We start from the raw sequence: 17,598 nt of genomic DNA on the forward strand, positions 1-17,598 counted from the left end.
AGCCGCCCGATGAGACACGGCGACTCCCACCCGACAACAGCGGGGCATCGAGCCCGATGCACCCGCCGATAGAAAGGACTTCACCATGCATCGAGATCCAGCCCATGAGCACCACGACCACTCGGGAGGTCACGGTGATCACCCGCCGGAGGCGCTAACTAGGGACAACGCATCCGGCCACCACAACCATCATCAGGCACAGGCGCATCCTGATCACCACGCGCACGCTGAAACCGCTACCGACGCGCGTCTGGATCAGCCTGCCGCCCACGACGCTCATGCGGGCCATGCCCACGGGGCAGCGAACCACGACGCCCACGCGGATCATGACACGGGTGCGCATGCCGGACACAGCGTCGCGATGTTCCGCAACCGGTTCTGGGTGACGCTTGTGCTGTCGATTCCGGTGGTCATCTTTAGTCCGATGGTCGCGATGATTTTCGGCTACCACATACCTGAAACCGGCTGGACGACATGGATCGCCCCGGTCCTTGGCACGGTTATCTTCTTCTACGGCGGCATGCCGTTCTTGAAGGGCGCGCTCCGGGAGATCCGGCTTCGGCAACCAGGCATGATGCTGCTGATCGCGATGGCCATCACCGTCGCGTTCCTCGCGTCCTGGGCCACGTCGCTGGGCGCTGGGCTTGACCTCGACTTCTGGTGGGAACTCGCCTTGCTCGTGGTCATCATGCTCCTCGGGCACTGGCTGGAAATGCGCGCGCTCGGTGGGGCATCAAGCGCTCTTGATGCCCTTGCTGCATTGCTGCCCGATACCGCCGAGCTGGTCCGCGAAGACGGAACCGTGGAGCAAGTGCCGAGCACCGATGTCGCAACGGGTGACCTCGTCCTCGTGCGAGCCGGAGGGCGCGTGCCAGCCGACGGCACTGTAGAAACAGGGTTCGCCGACATGGATGAGTCCATGGTCACCGGTGAATCAACGACCGTTACCCGCACCGCTGGAGACGCGGTCACAGCGGGCACCATCGCCACTGACTCCGCAATCCAAGTTCGTGTGACCGCCGTTGGCGAGAACACCGCGCTGGCTGGCATTCGTCGACTGGTTGCTGATGCGCAAGCATCGTCCACCCGTGCGCAGGCACTCGCCGACCGTGCAGCGGCCTTGCTGTTCTACTTCGCAGTCACCGCGGCCATCATCACGGTGATCGTGTGGCTCATTGTCGGTAGCCCCGCCGATGCCATCACCCGCGCCGTGACGGTGCTGATCATCGCGTGCCCGCATGCTCTGGGTCTTGCCATCCCGCTCGTGATCTCCATCGCAACCGAGCGCGCCGCTAGCGCTGGCGTTCTCGTCAAGGACCGTCTGGCGCTTGAGCGCATGCGCAGCGTCGACGTCGTCATGTTCGACAAGACCGGAACCCTCACCGAAGGTCGCCACGCGGTCACGGCGGCAACCATCGTCCCGGGCGCCGACCCGGAGCGCGCGTTCCTGCTGGCTGCCGCCGCAGAATCCCCCAGCGAGCACCCGGTCGCCCGCGCCATCGGCGCATGGGCGCAGGAACACGCTGCCGGATCGGCAATGCCATCGGTGGACGCGTTCCGTTCCGAGCCGGGCGTAGGGGTCACAGCAACTGTGGATGGCGTCGAAGTGCGGGTCGGTGGACCGCGCCTGCTCGATTCACTTGGTCTGTCCATCCCCGAGGGCATTCAAGCGAAGGTCTCCGAATGGGAGTCGCTTGGATCGAGCGTCCTCTTCGCGGTTATCGACGGTCGCATCGAAGGTGCATTCGCCCTGCAAGATGTGATTCGTCCCGAGTCTCGGGCTGCCATCGATGAACTGCATCGACGAGGCATACGCGTGGGCATGATCACCGGCGACGCCCAGCAGGTGGCGGACGCGGTTGCAGCTGACCTCGGCATCGATGAGGTCTTCGCTGGGGTTCTGCCCGGTGACAAGTCTGACAAAGTTGCCGCGTTGCAGAACCGCGGTTACAAGGTCGCGATGGTTGGCGACGGCGTGAATGACGCACCTGCTCTTGCCCGCGCGGACGTGGGTATCGCGATCGGTGCGGGTACCGACGTCGCGATCGAGTCGGCAGGCATCGTTCTGGTATCGAGCGACCCGCGCGCCGTGTTGAGTGCGATCGAGCTTTCACATGCCTCCTACCGGAAGATGGTGCAGAACCTGGTGTGGGCAACCGCCTACAACGTGATCTCTGTGCCGCTGGCCGCGGGTGTGCTCGCGCCGATCGGATTCACGCTCCCACCGGCCGCAGCCGCCGTGCTGATGTCGCTCTCCACGATCATGGTCGCTCTGAACGCTCAACTGCTCCGTCGTCATGAGCTGGACCCAGAGAAGCTGGCACCACTCCAACCGACGAAACGCGAATCCGCCCTGACCCATTGAGTCAGAAGACGAATCGAATCAACCCGGGCCGCGCGCGATAACGCGACGGTCCTGTTGCCGCGGCCGAGTACACCCGAACGACGGGCAGATCATCAGTACTCGGTCGCGGCATGAGTAAGTGGATGAACATCGACATACCGAACGGGGCGACGCCGGGTTGTCATCGTTCGTGCTGGATTTCGTCGTGCCACCCGGGCGGATGCTGCCGCGATGCATGGCTGCGACCGAAAGGCCGTACTCATTCCGAGATAACTGGCCTGTAGCGGATAAGATCCGGTTTAGTACCAATACCGTTCAGTTAGGGTTACAGCGGTGTAGTTTGGTGGTATGCCAAGAGCTGGGTGGAAGAAGTCGGAGTCCGAACGTCGGTTGTCGGATTTGGTGTCGGTCGGTGTGCTGACGCGGGTGTTCCCGCCCGGCGTGGTCGATGACGTGATCGCCGAGACAGGTCGTACCGAGCAACGTCATCGCTCGCTACCGGCGCGGGTGATGGCGTATTTCTCCATCGGAATGGCGCTGTACTCGGAGGGGTCGTACGAGGACATCTGGTCGCAATTGACCGATGGCCTGTCCTGGGCCTCTGGCTGGACCGAAACCTACACACCACCGAGCAAGTCTGCGATCTTCCAAGCTCGGGCCCGGTTGGGGTTCGAACCGTTGGCTGCGCTGTTCGAGCGAGTCGCGAACCCGATCGGTGACGCGAGCACGCCGGGTGTCTGGTTGGCGGGCCGTCGGCTGGTCGCGATCGATGGAATGTGCCTCGATGTTGCCGACACTGCGGTGAACCACGCGCACTTCGGTCGACCTGCGACCAGCAAGGGCGAGCAGTCCGCGTTCCCCCAAGCCCGGGTCGTGGCGTTGGCGGAGTGTGGCACCCACGCCATCTTCGCTGCTGAGATCGGCCCCTACCGCGAATCCGAAGCGACCCTCGCTGCGCGGCTTGTGCCGAAGCTGCAACGGGGGATGGTGCTCACCGCCGACCGCGGGTTCTTCTCCTACGCCCTGTGGCGGAAGGCTACCGCGACCGGCGCGGACTTGTTGTGGCGGATCCGCACCGACAAGAGCGCACCGAAGCCGGTCCACGTCGCGGATCTACCCGACGGGTCGTGGCTGGCTGACCTGCGCCAGACGCACTCGGCCGCAGCCCGGCGGGCCGAGCCGATGCGCGTGCGCGTGATCGACTACACGATCGATGACGGCCGCGAACATCCCGAGCGATACCGTCTGTTCACAACCCTGCTTGATCCGGATGAGGTGTCTGCCACGCAGCTGGCCGCCGGTTATTCCCAGCGGTGGGAGATCGAGCTGGCCTTCGACGAGCTCAAGACCCACCAACGAGGGCCGCGTACGGTGCTGCGTTCCAAGTCTCCGGATCTGGTGTTGCAGGAGATCTGGGGACACTTGTGCTGCCACTTCGCGATCCGGTCCTTGATGGGCGAGGCTGCCGCCCATCAAGGGCATGATCCGGACCGGGTGAGTTTTGTTGCTGCGTTGCGGATCACTCGTCAAACCCTCGCCCATCCGGGCGCTTTTTTCCCCTGACCAGCATGACCGCGACGGTCCCGGCTGGCTCGGGTTCCTTCGCCGGCTCCTTGCGCGGCTCAATCCCGTGCGTCGACGCCGTTCTGCTCCCCGGGTGGTGAAACGGAAGTACGTGAAGTGGCACGTCAAACGTGCCGAGCACGCCGACTGGCCCCAGCCTGCTAAGCAGACGACGATCAGCGTCAGTCGCTGCTAACTGAACGGTATTGGGTTTAGTACCGTCTGTTCCACCGAAACGCCGCGGAGGCGATATGACTGAGCCATGGATCTCTGCCGATGAGATTGCCTCCCATCTCGGCGTCTCCAAAGACACAGTGTACGCATGGATCAGCACCCAGAACATGCCCACCCACAAGGTCGGACGCCTCTGGAAGTTTCAGGCAAGCGAAGTTGACGAGTGGGTGCGCCAAGGCGGCGCCTCGACACAGGAGAACGAATAGCCGATGTCACGCCTCACGGATCTACTCCGTCAACTCCGCAGTGCTGACCCCCAGCTTGGGGCGGATCTCGAAAAGGAGATCACCGCTCTGACGAAGCGACGCAGCTTCGGTCTGGTCTTCGAACGCCACCAGCCTGAAGCGGTCGAGCTGCCTGGCCAGCCGGTGCGCCGCGGCTCGAAAGTGCAGGTGCTTCCACCACGCGGCGAGACTGCAAAGGGCGACGCACGGAATCCGGGAACCACAGTCGTTCTGTATTCAAGTTCCCCTGAGAAAGCGGTCCTCGGCACCGTGCGTCTTCGGCGAACGATCAAGGTGAACCCTGATTGCGTGTGGGGATTGCATGGATCGGACATTGGTATTAGCGAGAGCGACCTCAACGCGTACCTCGAAGGCGCCGACGAATCGACGCTCTTGGAGGTTGACTGCCCAGACTCCTGGGAACAACCGGTGCCGCTCAATTCACTCAGGACGGTACTCGGTATCGAACCCTCGCAAAGTTTCCGCTATCTGGCCACCGAGCAGGTCGAGCAGGCGAAGCAGCTCAGCGCTCCGGACGTCTGATTCCGGCCAGTGGCCCCTCGGACAACCAAGTCGAGACAGAAGATTTCCATCGCTGAGAGTCCGAGTTCCAGGCCAGCGTGTGCCCGGCGTCGAATACTTCCAACTGCACCAGGTCCTTACGACGTTCTGCGAGCACCGACGACAATCTGATCGGTACCGAGTCATCGTGACTGCCGTGAAGGATGAGTTTCGGCACGGCGAGTTCCTCGGCGCGGGTCACCCAGTCGAATTCTCGTAGCGGGATGCGAACAGGCAACCCCAGTAGTCGGGCGAGCGTGCCGAGGGTGAGCCACGGAACGGCAAGCAGACCAGCGCCACCCGGGAGCCCAGCGCGCTTGCAGTTTGCCTTGATGACCTCCACCCAGTCGAGCACCGGCGAATCGAGGACAAGTCCCACTACCAGTGGTGCATAGTCAGACCGATGCGCAACCTGCAGTGCGATCGCAGCTCCCATAGACCAGCCGAACAGCACGATCCGTTCTGCTCCACGGCGAACCGCGTATCCGATCGCTGCCTCAATGTCTTCGACTTCGGTGGCGCCAAGTGTGGACCGACCACGTCCCGCGGTGGGCCCTTCCCCATCGTTGTGGTAACTCACCACGAGTGACGTGAGTCCTAGTTCCGTCGCGACCTGTACGCCACGGAGTGTGCCCGCTCGGGGGCTGCCAAGTCCGTGGACGTGAATCGCCCAGGTGGACAGATCACCGTCGACGCGCCATGCAGGCGCCGAGCCCACCGGCGTCACGATCGAGATGTCGCGGGCATCGAGCCCGGCATCGGCGGGTGTGGCGTAGTAGATGCCGCTCCACGAGACTCGATCACCAGCTCGCGGCGTGAGCCCTGGTGACACTCCCACGAGGGCGCGCGCGACTTGGTTCTGACCACGATCCTCGACTTCGTTGCCGAGTTGCGCCCATCCGCCGCGTTCAAACCAGAGATTGTAGGTGCCGGGCGCTTCGGTATCGCAAGTACGGTCGAGCAGAAGAAGTTGGCGATCACCATTGACCTCAACGCTGCGCAAGGTCAGCTTGAAACGGCGTGGCCCGACTGGTGTTGTTAGCTTCCGCGCGATCGTCCATCCCAGGGCTGCACCAGCAGCACCGACCATAGCACCGCCGATCGCGAGCCGCCGCTTCATGCGTGCTCCCTGCTGCTGTCGCCACGATCCGCGCGCAAACCTGTGCGCGCCACGCCCGAGTCGAGCCCCAGAAGTTGCGCCTCAGCCCGCTCTAGGAGACTGCTGATTTATCTTGGCGGTTTAAGGCGCGCCTCTGTCGTTCCTGGCGCCGGTGTTTAAGACTGGATTTATGCAGGGTCGTGATGATGGTCAGCGTCAGTTGTTGGATGTCGGTGCGTTCGCCGGTCACATGTTGCCGGTTGGGTCGGTGTTCGCGTTCCTGGCCGAGCACCGGCACGAGTTGTTCCCCGATGACGCGTTCGCGGACTTGTTTCCCTCGGGCCGTGGACGCCCGTCGACGCCGGCGGACGTGATCGCTTCGGTGATGGTGTTGCAGACGTTGCACTCGTTGTCGGACCGGGAGACAGCGGAAGCAGTGACGTTTGATTTGCGTTGGAAAGCGGCGTGTGGTTTCGGATTGACGGAAACGTCGTTCCATCCGACGGTGTTGACCTATTGGCGCCGCCGCCTGGCCGCGAGCACACGCCCGCACCGTATTTTCGAGGCGGTGGCTGAGGTCATTGCGCGGTCTGGGGCGCTCTCTGGTCGTAAGCGTCGGGCGTTGGACTCGACGATTCTGGATGATGCCGTTGCCCGCCAGGACACGGTGACGCAGTTGGTTGCGCAGATCCGGCGGGTCGGTCGGGAGATCCCGGGAGCCGATACGATCGTGGCCGGTCTGCCTGGCCATGACTATGCCCAGCCGGGGAAACCCGACATCGCTTGGGATGACAAAGCGGCCAGGGACGACCTTGTCTCCCGACTCGTAACCGACGCGCTGGCATTGCTCGCGGCGATCGACACGACCATGCTGACGGAGCCGCAGCAGGAGACGGTCGCGCTCCTCGCTCTCGTCGCAGGTCAAGACGTTGAACCGGCCGAGGGATCGGACGGCACGGACGGGCGCTGGCGGATCGCCCGGAAGGTCGCACCCGACAGGGTGATCTCGACCGTTGACCCCGACACTCGCCACGCACACAAGAGCCGGGAGAAGAAACAAGACGGCTTCAAAGCCCACATTGCGATCGAGCCCGACACCGGCCTGGTGACCGCGGCCGCGTTGACGAAAGCATCGGGGGCGCAGAACAGTGACGCGGTCCGCGGCGTCGAGCTCGTGGCCGCGGACACCAGCATTGGATCTGACATGGTGGAGGTCCTCGGCGATTCTGCTTATGGCAGTGGTGACCTCCTCGCGCAGGTCACCGCTGCTGGGCATGTTCCGATCATCAAGCCGATGCCGTTGAGCAGAGCCGTCCCGGGCGGGTTCACCATTGATGACTTCACCATCGACGAGGCCAACCGCGCCGTCATTTGCCCGGCGGGAATCACTCGATCGATCACCTCAAAACGCACGGTCACTTTCGGGGCGGCTTGCGCGGGTTGCCCGCTGAGAGCCCAGTGCACGACCGCCGCCCGCGGCCGCAAAATGGTGTTGCATCCACAGCAAGAAATTCAACGTGAACACCGGGCGCGCGCCCTGCATCCTGACTTTCAATCCGTCTATCGACAACACAGGCCCATGGTTGAACGCTCGATCGCGTGGATGACACGCGGGGCCCGCCGGGTTCCTTACCGGGGTGTTGTGAAGAACAACGCCTGGTGGCTGAACCGGGCGGCTGGTATCAACCTCAAACGGCTCCTCACTCTCGGCTTGAGTAGTCAGAACGGGGTCTGGGTTCTTGGATAACACCGCGAAGGGAGGGCTGCTGCCTCCCACCGGCCACGGCCGGGCACGGGTGGCCTGGGCGGACCATCGGGCCGGAACCGAGATCCGATTCCGGCAGTTCAGCAGTCGACAAGACGCCCCGTCGCAGAGCAAAAAATCGCCCTCAGCGACTCGCGGGGACTCCTGAACCCCCAATAATCAGCAGCGTCCTAGGAGAGTTTCTTCAGCAGGCGTCACCTCGAATGTCACGCGTGGATCGATCATGGCGTCACGAATCTCAACCACTTCGCGATGCAATCGTCCTTCAGGATCGTCAAGACTGGCGCCGAGGGCATCGGTACTGCTGAGCCCGGGGCGAACGCTCGTGGCCCGCTGCCAGAGCGGTTCCAGCTCCCCCGTGATCTGCGCTATCTGCGCGCGCCGGGTGCGTTCACGCAACGACCTGACCACTGGTTGCCCCGCGAACCCGGCGCACAAGAACAGGAAAGTGAGCAGCGAGAGCGGCCCGTATGCTTCGCCGAACGTGCGCATCAGTTCCAGGTGACCCGCGACGTGTGCGACATCCATTACGAGGACCACGACGGCCAAGCCCACGCCGCACGTCGAGCCAAGGAGTAGGAGAAGTGCGGGGATGCGCTGGATCCCGGTAGCGACGCGGAACTGACGGCTCGCCAACGCGAGCATGGCAGCAAGAACGATGCCGCAGTACGTGAAGCCGATCATTGAGTAGGCAGCCGTCACCGGTTGCTCACCGAGGTCAAGCATGAATGTCGCGGTCGACGCGCCTCGGTCAATGAAGAAGAACAACACCGTCGTCGTGACCAGGGCAAGGATCAGCGCGGGGCGCCCAACGGCGGCTCGCACCAGCCGGGGACGATACTCACCTGCCTTCATTGCCGCGCGGCCCAGGAAGAACAGCCCAATCATCAAGAGCGCATCGGAAAGCAGAGTCGTGATGTTCGTTCCTCCGAAGACCGGATCGACGGCCAGGTAGATCGCATCCACGTTGAGCGTCATTGCGATCGCGATCGTCAGGGATGCGTAGGTAATACTGCGATCAGGGCGCCCGCGTCGCAAGACCAGCAGGCTCGCTACGAGAACCCACATGAGGATCGCAACGAGCGTCTGGATCATCCGAAGACCTCGAAGTAGCGCGACTCCGCAGAAGCGGACCCTCGGATCCCTGCGGCAAGCCGGTCCGCGAGGGACTCCGCAGCGATCTCGGTGTCGGAATCAAGATCCTGCCGCCTGAGCAGGCGGGCGCGAGTGTGCGGAGGGATGTCCCCTACGTGCCAGGGTTGAGTGAGTCCACCGGTTCATAGCAAATCCGCCTCGTAGGGCGTGTTGAAGGATCCACCAACCTGATGAGTAGCAATGCCCCAATCACCACGATCGATGTGGACAATGGAAGAGTGTCCGCTCCCTCGAATCCAACTGGCCCGACCCGTCGTCGGTCGTTCACCCCTGCCCAGAAACTCCAGTACCTGTCCGAGTACGAGACCGCTTGCGAAACCGGGCAAGGCGGCGCGTTCCTGCGTCGGCATGGCCTCTACTCGTCATTGATGTCGGAATGGCGACGTCAACGTGACGCGGGCCTCCTCGAGGGCAAACAGCCCGGCGACACGGTCGGGGCACCCTCGCGGGAGCAAGCCGAGATCGCGCGGTTACGGCGAGAACTCGCCAAAGCCGAGCGGAAGCTTGCGACCACGGAAACGGCGTTAGACATCATGGGAAAAGCACACGCGCTCTTGGAACAACTCTCCGAGAGCGCGGACCCCGACCCGAAGCACAAGAAGCGCTCATGAACACCTACCTCGAACTCACCGATGCCGGGATCCCGACCCGGCAGGCTGCGACCTTGACTGGTGTGTCGCGGGCGACCGCGGCGCGGGCGATCGCCCGCGCGAGGCGTCCTGACCCGGCGCCTGCTGGCCCGCGCCCGGTCCCGGTGAACAAGCTCTCGCTCGCGGAACGAGCCCGGATCTTGGCGGTGTTGAATAGCGAGGAGTTCGTGGATAAGCCGCCGTTACAGGTGTACGCGATCCTGCTGGAGCGGGGCGAGTATGTCGGGTCGGTGTCCACGATGTATCGCGTGCTGGGCGAGAACTCCTTGGTGCGGGAACGTCGCCGGCTTGCGACGCATCCGCCACGGAAGGTGCCGGAGTTGATCGCGACCGCGCCTGGGGAAGTTTTCTCGTGGGATATTACGAAGCTCCCGGGGCCGGTGAAGGGCACGTATTACGACGCGTACGTGATGATCGATATTTTCTCCCGCTATATCGTGGGCGCGATCGTGCATTCCTGCGAGGACGGGGTCCTCGCCAAAGAGATGATGCTGGACGCGTTCGGGATCCACGGCACCCCGCAGGTCGTGCATTCTGATGGTGGCCCATCGATGACTTCGAAAACGGTGCAGACGCTGCTGGCCGATCTTGGGGTGGTGCGGTCGCGTTCCCGCCCGCACGTGTCGAATGATAATCCGTATTCGGAAGCGCTCTTCAAGACGATGAAATACCTGCCGGAGTTCCCTGACCGGTTCTCGTCACTGGTCCATGCGCGGCAGTTCCTGGACGAGTTCGTGCATGCCTATAACCATCATCACCGGCATTCCGGGATCGGGATGCATACGCCTGCGGATGTGCATTACGGGCTTGCTGACATGGTTGATCGAGACCGTGACGCGACCCTGGACGCTGCTCGTCGAGCGCATCCGGAACGCTTCGGTACCCGAGCACAGGCCCGTCCGAAGATTCTTGAGCGGGAACCGGCGGCGTGGATCAACCCGCCATCTGTCGACGAGATCGAATTAGCTGCCTAACACCCACCGGCCTCATTCACCTTGACAAATACCGGGGAGCCCGCGCCTGGAAACACGACCGCGTAGCCGCTGAACTCGCCACGTTCGCTGCCGAGAAATACGCCGCGCTCGCTCGCAAACACGGCCTCGACCCGTGGGAGGCCGCGTCCGCAGCCTTCGACGTGATGCGAACTCGTTCGGCGCGCGAGGCTGACGACCCCTGGGCCGTCGTCACTCGCGGCGTGCAGATCACGTGCATCGCCGAAGAGCGCGGGCAGGGGCTGCTGTGCGCGACGCACCAAGCTCGCCGCCCGCACGTCTCCGCCTTCCATGACCCTGAACGATTCGCCGACCGCGAGAATCCACTGGCCGACTACCATCCCGCGTTCCATGTGGTCGACAAGTACCTCGAAACTGAGGCTGACGCCGTCGACAAGAATGACGAGGTAGGCACCGCGGAACAGGCGATCGAGGTCTCAATCGCGTTGTTCGCGACGTTGGGTTGGCCGGAGAGCACAACCCGCGCAGCGGTCGAGCACGTGTGTGGCGCGATCGCACGGGCAGGGTCTCGGCAGAGCGCCTACGAAGTGTTGCGCCGCGACAAGCATGCTCGCGCTCTGCTCGATCTGCCCGGCGATGCGTGGTCGGCCCTGCTGCACGCACTTCTCGGACACCCAAACCCCGCGTATCGCGCAACGAGCACCGGCCGCGGCATCCTCCTTCGCATCCTTGTCGGCGAGACTCTTCCTGACCTGCTGCTCGATGACGACCTCGTGTCGATCATCGTGACGTCTGCGCCCAAACACGGGAGCGGACGATGAGTACGCACGACGGGCACATTGAGCTGGAGCGAGCTGTCGACTCAATCCACGTTGGCCATCGTCACCGCAGAGATCTCGGGGAACTCGCTCTCCTCGCCGCGTCGATCGAACGGGATGGATTGCTGCAACCGATCACTGTGACGCCGGAGGGCAATCTCGTGTGCGGTGCCCGTCGTCTGGCCGCGATCAAGCGACTGGGGTGGATGCACGTCAAGGTCTGGGTGCGCTCGGGGATCTCGGGAGAACTTGCGCACCTGCTTGCTGAGCAGGATGACAACGCGCTGCACAAGTCGCTCACCCAACTGGAGAATGCCGCGCTGTACCGGGAGATCAAGACGTTGATGGCTGAGGATGCCGCCCGTCGCCAAGAAGCAACCCGATTCAGCACCGAGAATCAGCCGGGAAATGACGGTGCCGCAAATTTTGCGGCACCGTCAGACTCTGTCGGAGACACACGCGAGCAGGCTGCCGCCATGATCCCGGAGGGCGCCTCTCACACGACGCTGGAGAAGATCAACTACCTGCAGCAGATGGCGGACGACGAAAGTCAGCCCGACTCCGTGCGAGAAGGCATCGGAGCCGAGCTGGAACTCATCGGATCGGGCGCTCCCGTGCACCCGGGCTTCCAGCGTGCTCGGCAGCTCGTGACCGCGGCACAACCCGATGGTGACGCTGTGGATGTGGCGAAGCTGGCTGAAGAAGCACTCGCGCGCATCAAGAACGCTCCGAAGCCCAAACGCCGACCTTCGCCAAGCGCGCTGACCTCGCGCGTCGACGGCGACGAGCCGTGGCCGATTCGCGCATTCGTCGTCACGTGGACGGAACTCGACGGCTGGTGGCGCCACTTCGACGTCGACGAACTGGCTCGCCAACTGAGTGACGCCGAGATCGAGATGTTCCTGCACGTTGTTGAAGCCACCGTTCAGGTTGCGGAGCGACTCCGTGCCGCGCGAGACATTGATCGGGCGGACGCCGAGTCCCCGACCCAGGTGGGGAACCTTCGCGCCCTCTGATCCGAGACTAATGCGGCGCACCTGTCCCGCATGAAGCTTCCTACCGCTCCCCGCGCACGCCGCACTCTGATCGTCCTCATCGCGGCTCTGTCGCTGGCGATCCTTGTCGCCGGAATCGGCGTCTACGGACTCGTCATCGGATCCGAGCAACCCACCGAGTCAACTGATCCTCCATTGTCGAGTGCTGCTCCGAGCGCAGAACCCTCTCGTGAGCCGACCTCACCACCTCGGATCCCGTCGATCCCACCGACCACCGACGCCGAGGCGTTCGCGCGCAGCGTCGCCGCGGCACTGTTCACCTGGGACACCGGCAGTGGGTTCCTGCCGCTCGACTACACCGCAGTCATGCTCGACGTCGCCGACCCGACCGGCTTCGAACAGTCGGGACTCGCAGCCGACATCGCCACTTACCTGCCCACGTCGAGCGCGTGGGCGCAGCTGCGACCGTACGCAACGACGCAGCGGTTGGAGATCACCTCAGTGTTCGTGCCGGATGCCTGGGCTGATGCGCTCGCGCAGGCTCGCCCGGGGCAGCTCCCCGACGGCGCCGCGGCATACACGATCGAGGGCATCCGCCAGCGATCCGGCGTGTGGAACGGCGACCCGGTCGCCGCAGAGCATCCGGTCGCGTTCACGATCTTCATCGCGTGCCCAGCCGAGGACCCTTGCTACGTCCTGCGGCTCTCGCAATTGAACAATCCGCTGCGTTAGGACGACTGGCTCATGATGAAGAAACTCGCCATCGCAGTGGTCGCCTTGATGTTGCTCGCACCGACCCTCGGACTCGTCACTGTCGGACTGGTGGTGAACCCCACCGCCGTCGCGTGCCTTGCCTCGTCGGGACTCACCGTCGGAAACGTGCCGGACTCTCTCGTGGTCACGACCGCAAACGGTGAGACATTCACCCTGAACAAGCAACAGCTCACGCACGCTGCGACGATCATCACCGTCGGATCGAGCATCGACGGTGTGACGAGGGACGCCATCCAGATTGCACTGATGGCAGCGCTGACCGAGTCAACGCTTCGACAGCTCGCGAACACCGGCACCTACCCCGAGTCCGGCAGCTATCCGAACGATGGGAACGGCTCCGATCACGACTCACTCGGCCTGTTCCAGATGCGACCACAATCGGGCTGGGGCTCGGTCGCCGAGCTGATGGATCCCGAATACCAAGCCAAAGCATTTTTCGGCGGCCCGACCGGCCCCAACTACCCCTCGCCCCGTGGTCTTCTGGACATCCCCGGCTGGCAGAGCATGGGCAAGGGCGAAGTCGCGCAAGCCGTCGAAGTGTCGGCGTATCCCGACCGATACAACAACTACGAGCCCGTCGCCGCGACGATCCTCGCGACGCTCACTCGCGGCACATCGGCCGCAACAGCACCGACGACGACCCCTGCATCGCCTGTCGTCGACGTTGCGGAGGCCTCGCGCGTCGTGTTCCCGTTGCCGGAGGGAACCTGGGTGCACACCAGTGACTTCGGCCCACGAACCGATCCCCTCACCGGCGAGAGCGCCTTCCACAGCGGCACAGACTTCGCAGCGCCGGATGGGACGCCGATCCTCGCCGCGGCTGACGGTGTCGTGACGGTTGCCGAGTTCTCTGGAGGCTACGGCGGCCTAATCGTAATCGAGCACCGCCTCGGTGGCGTGACGGTCGCGACCGGCTATGCGCACATGTGGCAGCACGGCATCCACGTCATCGTCGGCGAGCGCGTTGTCGCCGGGCAACACATCGGCGATGTGGGGTCATCCGGGCGCTCAACGGGCCCACATCTGCACTTCGAGGTTCGACCAGGTGGAACGAACGGCGAAGCAGTGGATGCTGCGAAATGGCTCAATGATCACAATGCAGCAGATCTCCCCGAAGCCACGGCAGCAGCCGGATGTTCCGCGCTTGGAGGCGGCCTCTGATGAACGTGTTTCCTGACTTCGGCAGCCTCAGCGGTATCGGTGACCTCAGAGTCGTGATCGGCGCGATGCTCACCATCATCCTAATCGTCGCGGTACTCATGATCATCATCAGCGCGATCACCTGGGCCATCGCCACGTCGACGGGCAACCCTGGTGTCGCCGCGAAGGCGCGCGCCGGGGTCTTCGTCGCACTCGGCGCCGCGATCCTCGCCGGTGGTGGCGTTACCTGGGTGAACTGGCTCATCGACGTCGGTGGGCAGCTGTAGCAGTGCTGCTGGCCTTGACCATGACATGGTGTTGTCGCGATCTTTTCGCTTTGGCCGTTTGCGTTTGAGTTGTTGATGCGAAGTCCATCAAGACGTTTTGGCAGCCGAGACCAGCGTCAAGTTACCGGGTACGCTGAAGTACATCAGATGATGTATAGTCATTGGATGCTGACTCTTACGGATCGAATCGACGTGATGAACCGGCTCGGTCGGGCGATGGCCGACCCGACCCGCTCTCGCATCCTCCTGACCCTCCTGGCTGGCCCGAGCTACCCGGCGGTGCTGTCTCGCGATTTGGGGCTTTCACGCTCGAACGTGTCAAACCACCTGACGTGTCTGCGCGGGTGCGGGATCGTGGTGGCCGAGCCCGAGGGTCGGCAGACCCGCTACGAGGTCGCAGACCCGCACCTCGCCCGTGCGCTGACAGCGCTGGTGGACGTGACGCTTGCGGTCGACGAGAGCGTGCCGTGCATGGACCCCGACTGCGGAGTCGAGGGCTGCGTGGCGGGGGAGGCTCGGGCGTGAGCGCCTTCACGGGTTCGCAGGTCGAGCACGTCGACCTCGACGACGATGATGACGATGATCGGCCGTGGTATCGGAGCCCCAGCGTTCTGATCCCGATCGCTTCGGGTGTCGCGTTCGCCGCCGGTCTGGTGTGCGAGTGGACCGGCGCCGAGACCGCGGGTCTGGTGCTGTTTTGGATTGGCTTGCTGCTGGGCGCGTCCACGTTTGTACCGGGTGCGCTGCGCAAGCTGTTCACGAAGGGCAAGCTCGGCATCGGGCTGCTGATGACGATCAGCGCCACCGGTGCGGTGATCCTCGGCTACGTCGAGGAGGCCGCCGCGCTGGCGTTCTTGTACTCCATCGCGGAGGCGCTGGAAGACAAGGCGATGGACCGTGCCCGCGCCGGGTTGCGGGCACTGTTGAAGCTCGTGCCCGACACCGCACTCGTCAAACGCGGCGACGCCACGGCCGAGGTCGAGGCGAAGGAGCTGCGCGTCGGGGATTTCCTCGTGGTCCGGCCGGGCGAACGGATCGCCACCGACGGCACCGTGCGCGCCGGGCGGAGCAGCCTGGACACGTCCGCGATCACGGGCGAGTCGATCCCGGTCGAGGTCGAACCGGGCACCGACGTGTCGGCCGGGTCGATCAACACCACCGGCGTTCTCGAGGTCGAGGCTACCGCCGCAGGCACCGACAACTCGCTCACCACCATCGTGGAGCTGGTCGAACAGGCGCAGGCTGAGAAGGGCGACCGTGCCCGCCTGGCCGACCGGATCGCCCGACCGCTGGTGCCCGGCGTGATGATCCTCGCCGTGCTAGTCGGCGTGCTCGGGTCGCTGCTGACCGGCGACTGGGAGCTGTGGATCACCCGCGCCCTGGTGGTGCTGGTCGCCGCGTCGCCGTGCGCGTTGGCGATCGCCGTCCCGGTTACGGTCGTCTCTGCGATCGGCGCTGCTTCGAAGTTCGGGGTGGTCGTGAAGTCCGGGGCTGCGTTCGAACGGTTCGGCGGCATACGTCACCTTGCCGTCGACAAGACTGGCACCCTGACCCGCAACGAGCCCACCGTGACTCGCGTCGTGACCGCCGCGGGCGTGACCGAAGAAGACGCGCTAGCTTGGGCGGCGAGCCTGGAAGGCAACAGTACGCATCCGCTGGCCGCCGCAATCACGAATGCCGTATTCGATGCCCCGATCGCTGAAGGCGTCACCGAGACCGCCGGACATGGCATCACCGGCACCCTCGACGGTGCCCGTCTCGCCGTGGGGAGCCCCCGCTGGCTCGACGCGGGCACGCTGACCGACCAGGCGCAAGCGATGGAATCCGAGGGGATGACCGTCGTCATCGTCCACCGCAACGATCAGCCAGCCGGGGCGATCGGGGTGCGGGACGAGCTACGCCCCGAGGTTCCCGAGGTCATCGCCACGCTGAACCGCCGCGGGATCGGGGTGACGATGCTCACCGGCGATAACGCGCGGACCGCCGCTGCCTTGGCCGACCAGTCCGGCATCAAGGACGTGCGCGCCGAGCTGCGCCCCGAGGACAAGGCCACGGCCGTGGCGGAGTTGTCGAAGTCTCAGCCCACGGCCATGATCGGCGACGGCATCAACGATGCTCCCGCTCTCGCGGCCGCGGATGTTGGGATCGCGATGGGGGCCAAGGGCGCGGATGCCGCGATCGAGTCGGCCGACGTCGCATTTACCGGCCACGACCTGCGCCTCATCCCGCAGGCCCTTGCCCACGCCCGCCGCGGCCGCAACATCATCAACCAGAACGTCGTGCTGTCGATCGCGATCATCGTCGTCCTTCTGCCGTTGGCAATCACTGGAGTCCTCGGACTTGCCGCGGTGGTGCTCGTGCACGAGGTCGCGGAAGTCGTCGTCATCCTCAACGGGCTCCGTGCTGCGCGGCGCACGAAGGCATGACCGATCCCCTTGACGGCTCCGCTCCCTCCCCGGGATCAGCGGAAGCCGTGGAAGCGAGTTCTGCCCGCACGGTGGCGCGCGTCCGGTTCCGCTGGTTCCTGCTCGCGTGCGCCGTCGCCGCCGGCGCAGTGCTGATCGACCAAGGCAGCAAGGCACTCGCCCTCGCACAGCTCAGTGAGGATGACCGCATCCCGCTGTTGGGAGACTGGCTCGGCTTGCAGCTCGCCTTCAACCCCGGCACCGTCATGTCCTTAGGGTCCGATTCAACGTGGCTGCTCACCGTCATCGCGACCGCGGCATCCATCGCCCTACTCATCGCGGCCGCGCGCACTCGATCGGCCGGGTGGGCGGTCGCGATCGGCCTAGTGTGGGGCGGCGCAGTCGGCAACCTCCTGGACCGGCTGTTCGCCCCACCCGGGTTCGGCCGCGGTCACGTCACCGACTTCCTCGCTTACGGCAACCTGTTCATCGGAAACCTTGCCGACGTCATCCTCGGCGTCGGCGTCGCCCTCGGCCTCCTGCTCTACCTCCGAGGCCCACACCACACCAGGAACGAACAATGATGGTCGCAGAGCATCAACGGCACGCGGCTGCCGGAAGCGCTGGGTCG

General features: G+C 64.4%; 15 protein-coding genes and 1 pseudogene. 14 read left to right on the plus strand and 2 right to left on the minus strand.

What is annotated here, in order from left to right; all coding sequences use genetic code 11:
- Positions 1-85 precede the first annotated feature (85 nt).
- From GMOLON4_RS07860 to GMOLON4_RS07875, 4 genes are all read left to right on the plus strand, one after another.
- On the plus strand, positions 86-2,365 hold the full coding sequence (locus GMOLON4_RS07860; protein ID WP_084147698.1) for a heavy metal translocating P-type ATPase: 2,280 nt from the start codon (positions 86-88) through the stop codon (positions 2,363-2,365).
- Between the two features lie 327 nt (positions 2,366-2,692).
- The gene (locus tag GMOLON4_RS07865) at positions 2,693-3,907 is read left to right on the plus strand and encodes an IS4 family transposase (RefSeq protein ID WP_026937887.1); all 1,215 of its coding nucleotides are present in this window, start codon (positions 2,693-2,695) and stop codon (positions 3,905-3,907) included.
- Between the two features lie 251 nt (positions 3,908-4,158).
- On the plus strand, positions 4,159-4,347 hold the full coding sequence (locus GMOLON4_RS07870; RefSeq protein ID WP_026937853.1) for a helix-turn-helix domain-containing protein: 189 nt from the start codon (positions 4,159-4,161) through the stop codon (positions 4,345-4,347).
- A 3-nt stretch (positions 4,348-4,350) separates the two neighbouring features.
- The gene (locus GMOLON4_RS07875) at positions 4,351-4,908 is read left to right on the plus strand and encodes a hypothetical protein (RefSeq protein WP_245575567.1); all 558 of its coding nucleotides are present in this window, start codon (positions 4,351-4,353) and stop codon (positions 4,906-4,908) included.
- Here the strand turns inward: GMOLON4_RS07875 and GMOLON4_RS07880 are convergent.
- A complete protein-coding gene (locus GMOLON4_RS07880; protein ID WP_051267424.1) occupies positions 4,889-6,046 on the minus strand; it encodes an alpha/beta hydrolase in 1,158 nt (385 codons plus the stop codon). The two genes, GMOLON4_RS07875 and GMOLON4_RS07880, sit on opposite strands and share 20 nt — an antisense overlap.
- 169 nt (positions 6,047-6,215) lie before the next feature.
- Between GMOLON4_RS07880 and GMOLON4_RS07885 the strand changes: the two genes are divergently transcribed.
- On the plus strand, positions 6,216-7,772 hold the full coding sequence (locus GMOLON4_RS07885) for an IS1182 family transposase (protein ID WP_106486782.1): 1,557 nt from the start codon (positions 6,216-6,218) through the stop codon (positions 7,770-7,772).
- A 177-nt stretch (positions 7,773-7,949) separates the two neighbouring features.
- Here the strand turns inward: GMOLON4_RS07885 and GMOLON4_RS07890 are convergent, their stop codons facing one another.
- Positions 7,950-8,885, minus strand: coding sequence for a DUF6545 domain-containing protein (locus tag GMOLON4_RS07890; protein ID WP_035734009.1), 936 nt, complete (start codon positions 8,883-8,885; stop codon positions 7,950-7,952).
- A 278-nt stretch (positions 8,886-9,163) separates the two neighbouring features.
- Here GMOLON4_RS07890 and GMOLON4_RS07895 point away from each other — a divergent pair.
- The 9 genes and pseudogenes from GMOLON4_RS07895 to GMOLON4_RS07935 all read left to right on the plus strand — a co-directional run bounded on the left by GMOLON4_RS07895 (position 9,164) and on the right by GMOLON4_RS07935 (position 17,551).
- A protein-coding gene (locus GMOLON4_RS07895) for an IS3 family transposase (protein ID WP_265415416.1) occupies positions 9,164-10,569 on the plus strand; the annotation gives its coding sequence in 2 pieces (ribosomal slippage) (positions 9,164-9,521 and positions 9,521-10,569; 1,407 coding nt in all).
- Positions 10,557-11,369: a hypothetical protein gene (locus GMOLON4_RS07900; protein WP_035733160.1), complete on the plus strand. Its 813-nt coding sequence runs from the start codon at positions 10,557-10,559 to the stop codon at positions 11,367-11,369. Before GMOLON4_RS07895 ends, GMOLON4_RS07900 begins: the two co-directional genes overlap by 13 nt.
- Positions 11,366-12,382, plus strand: coding sequence for a ParB N-terminal domain-containing protein (locus GMOLON4_RS07905; RefSeq protein WP_026937356.1), 1,017 nt, complete (start codon positions 11,366-11,368; stop codon positions 12,380-12,382). Before GMOLON4_RS07900 ends, GMOLON4_RS07905 begins: the two co-directional genes overlap by 4 nt.
- Positions 12,383-12,412: 30 nt before the next feature.
- A complete protein-coding gene (locus GMOLON4_RS07910; protein ID WP_025102586.1) occupies positions 12,413-13,093 on the plus strand; it encodes a hypothetical protein in 681 nt (226 codons plus the stop codon).
- A gap of 12 nt (positions 13,094-13,105) precedes the next feature.
- Positions 13,106-14,272 (plus strand): annotated as a pseudogene (locus GMOLON4_RS07915) (M23 family metallopeptidase); the annotation flags it as partial.
- A gap of 23 nt (positions 14,273-14,295) precedes the next feature.
- Complete coding sequence (locus GMOLON4_RS07920; protein WP_025102588.1) at positions 14,296-14,562, plus strand: DUF6112 family protein; 267 nt, start codon at positions 14,296-14,298, stop codon at positions 14,560-14,562.
- A 165-nt stretch (positions 14,563-14,727) separates the two neighbouring features.
- A complete protein-coding gene (cmtR, locus tag GMOLON4_RS07925; RefSeq protein WP_025102589.1) occupies positions 14,728-15,087 on the plus strand; it encodes a Cd(II)/Pb(II)-sensing metalloregulatory transcriptional regulator CmtR in 360 nt (119 codons plus the stop codon).
- Positions 15,084-16,988, plus strand: coding sequence for a heavy metal translocating P-type ATPase (locus tag GMOLON4_RS07930; RefSeq protein WP_025102590.1), 1,905 nt, complete (start codon positions 15,084-15,086; stop codon positions 16,986-16,988). Before cmtR ends, GMOLON4_RS07930 begins: the two co-directional genes overlap by 4 nt.
- Positions 16,985-17,551, plus strand: a complete 567-nt coding sequence (locus tag GMOLON4_RS07935) for a signal peptidase II (protein ID WP_084147573.1) — start codon at positions 16,985-16,987, stop codon at positions 17,549-17,551. The genes GMOLON4_RS07930 and GMOLON4_RS07935 overlap by 4 nt, the downstream gene beginning before the upstream one ends.
- Positions 17,552-17,598: the final 47 nt, after the last annotated feature.

This window comes from Gulosibacter molinativorax (genome assembly GCF_003010915.2).
GTDB lineage: Bacteria > Actinomycetota > Actinomycetes > Actinomycetales > Microbacteriaceae > Gulosibacter > Gulosibacter molinativorax.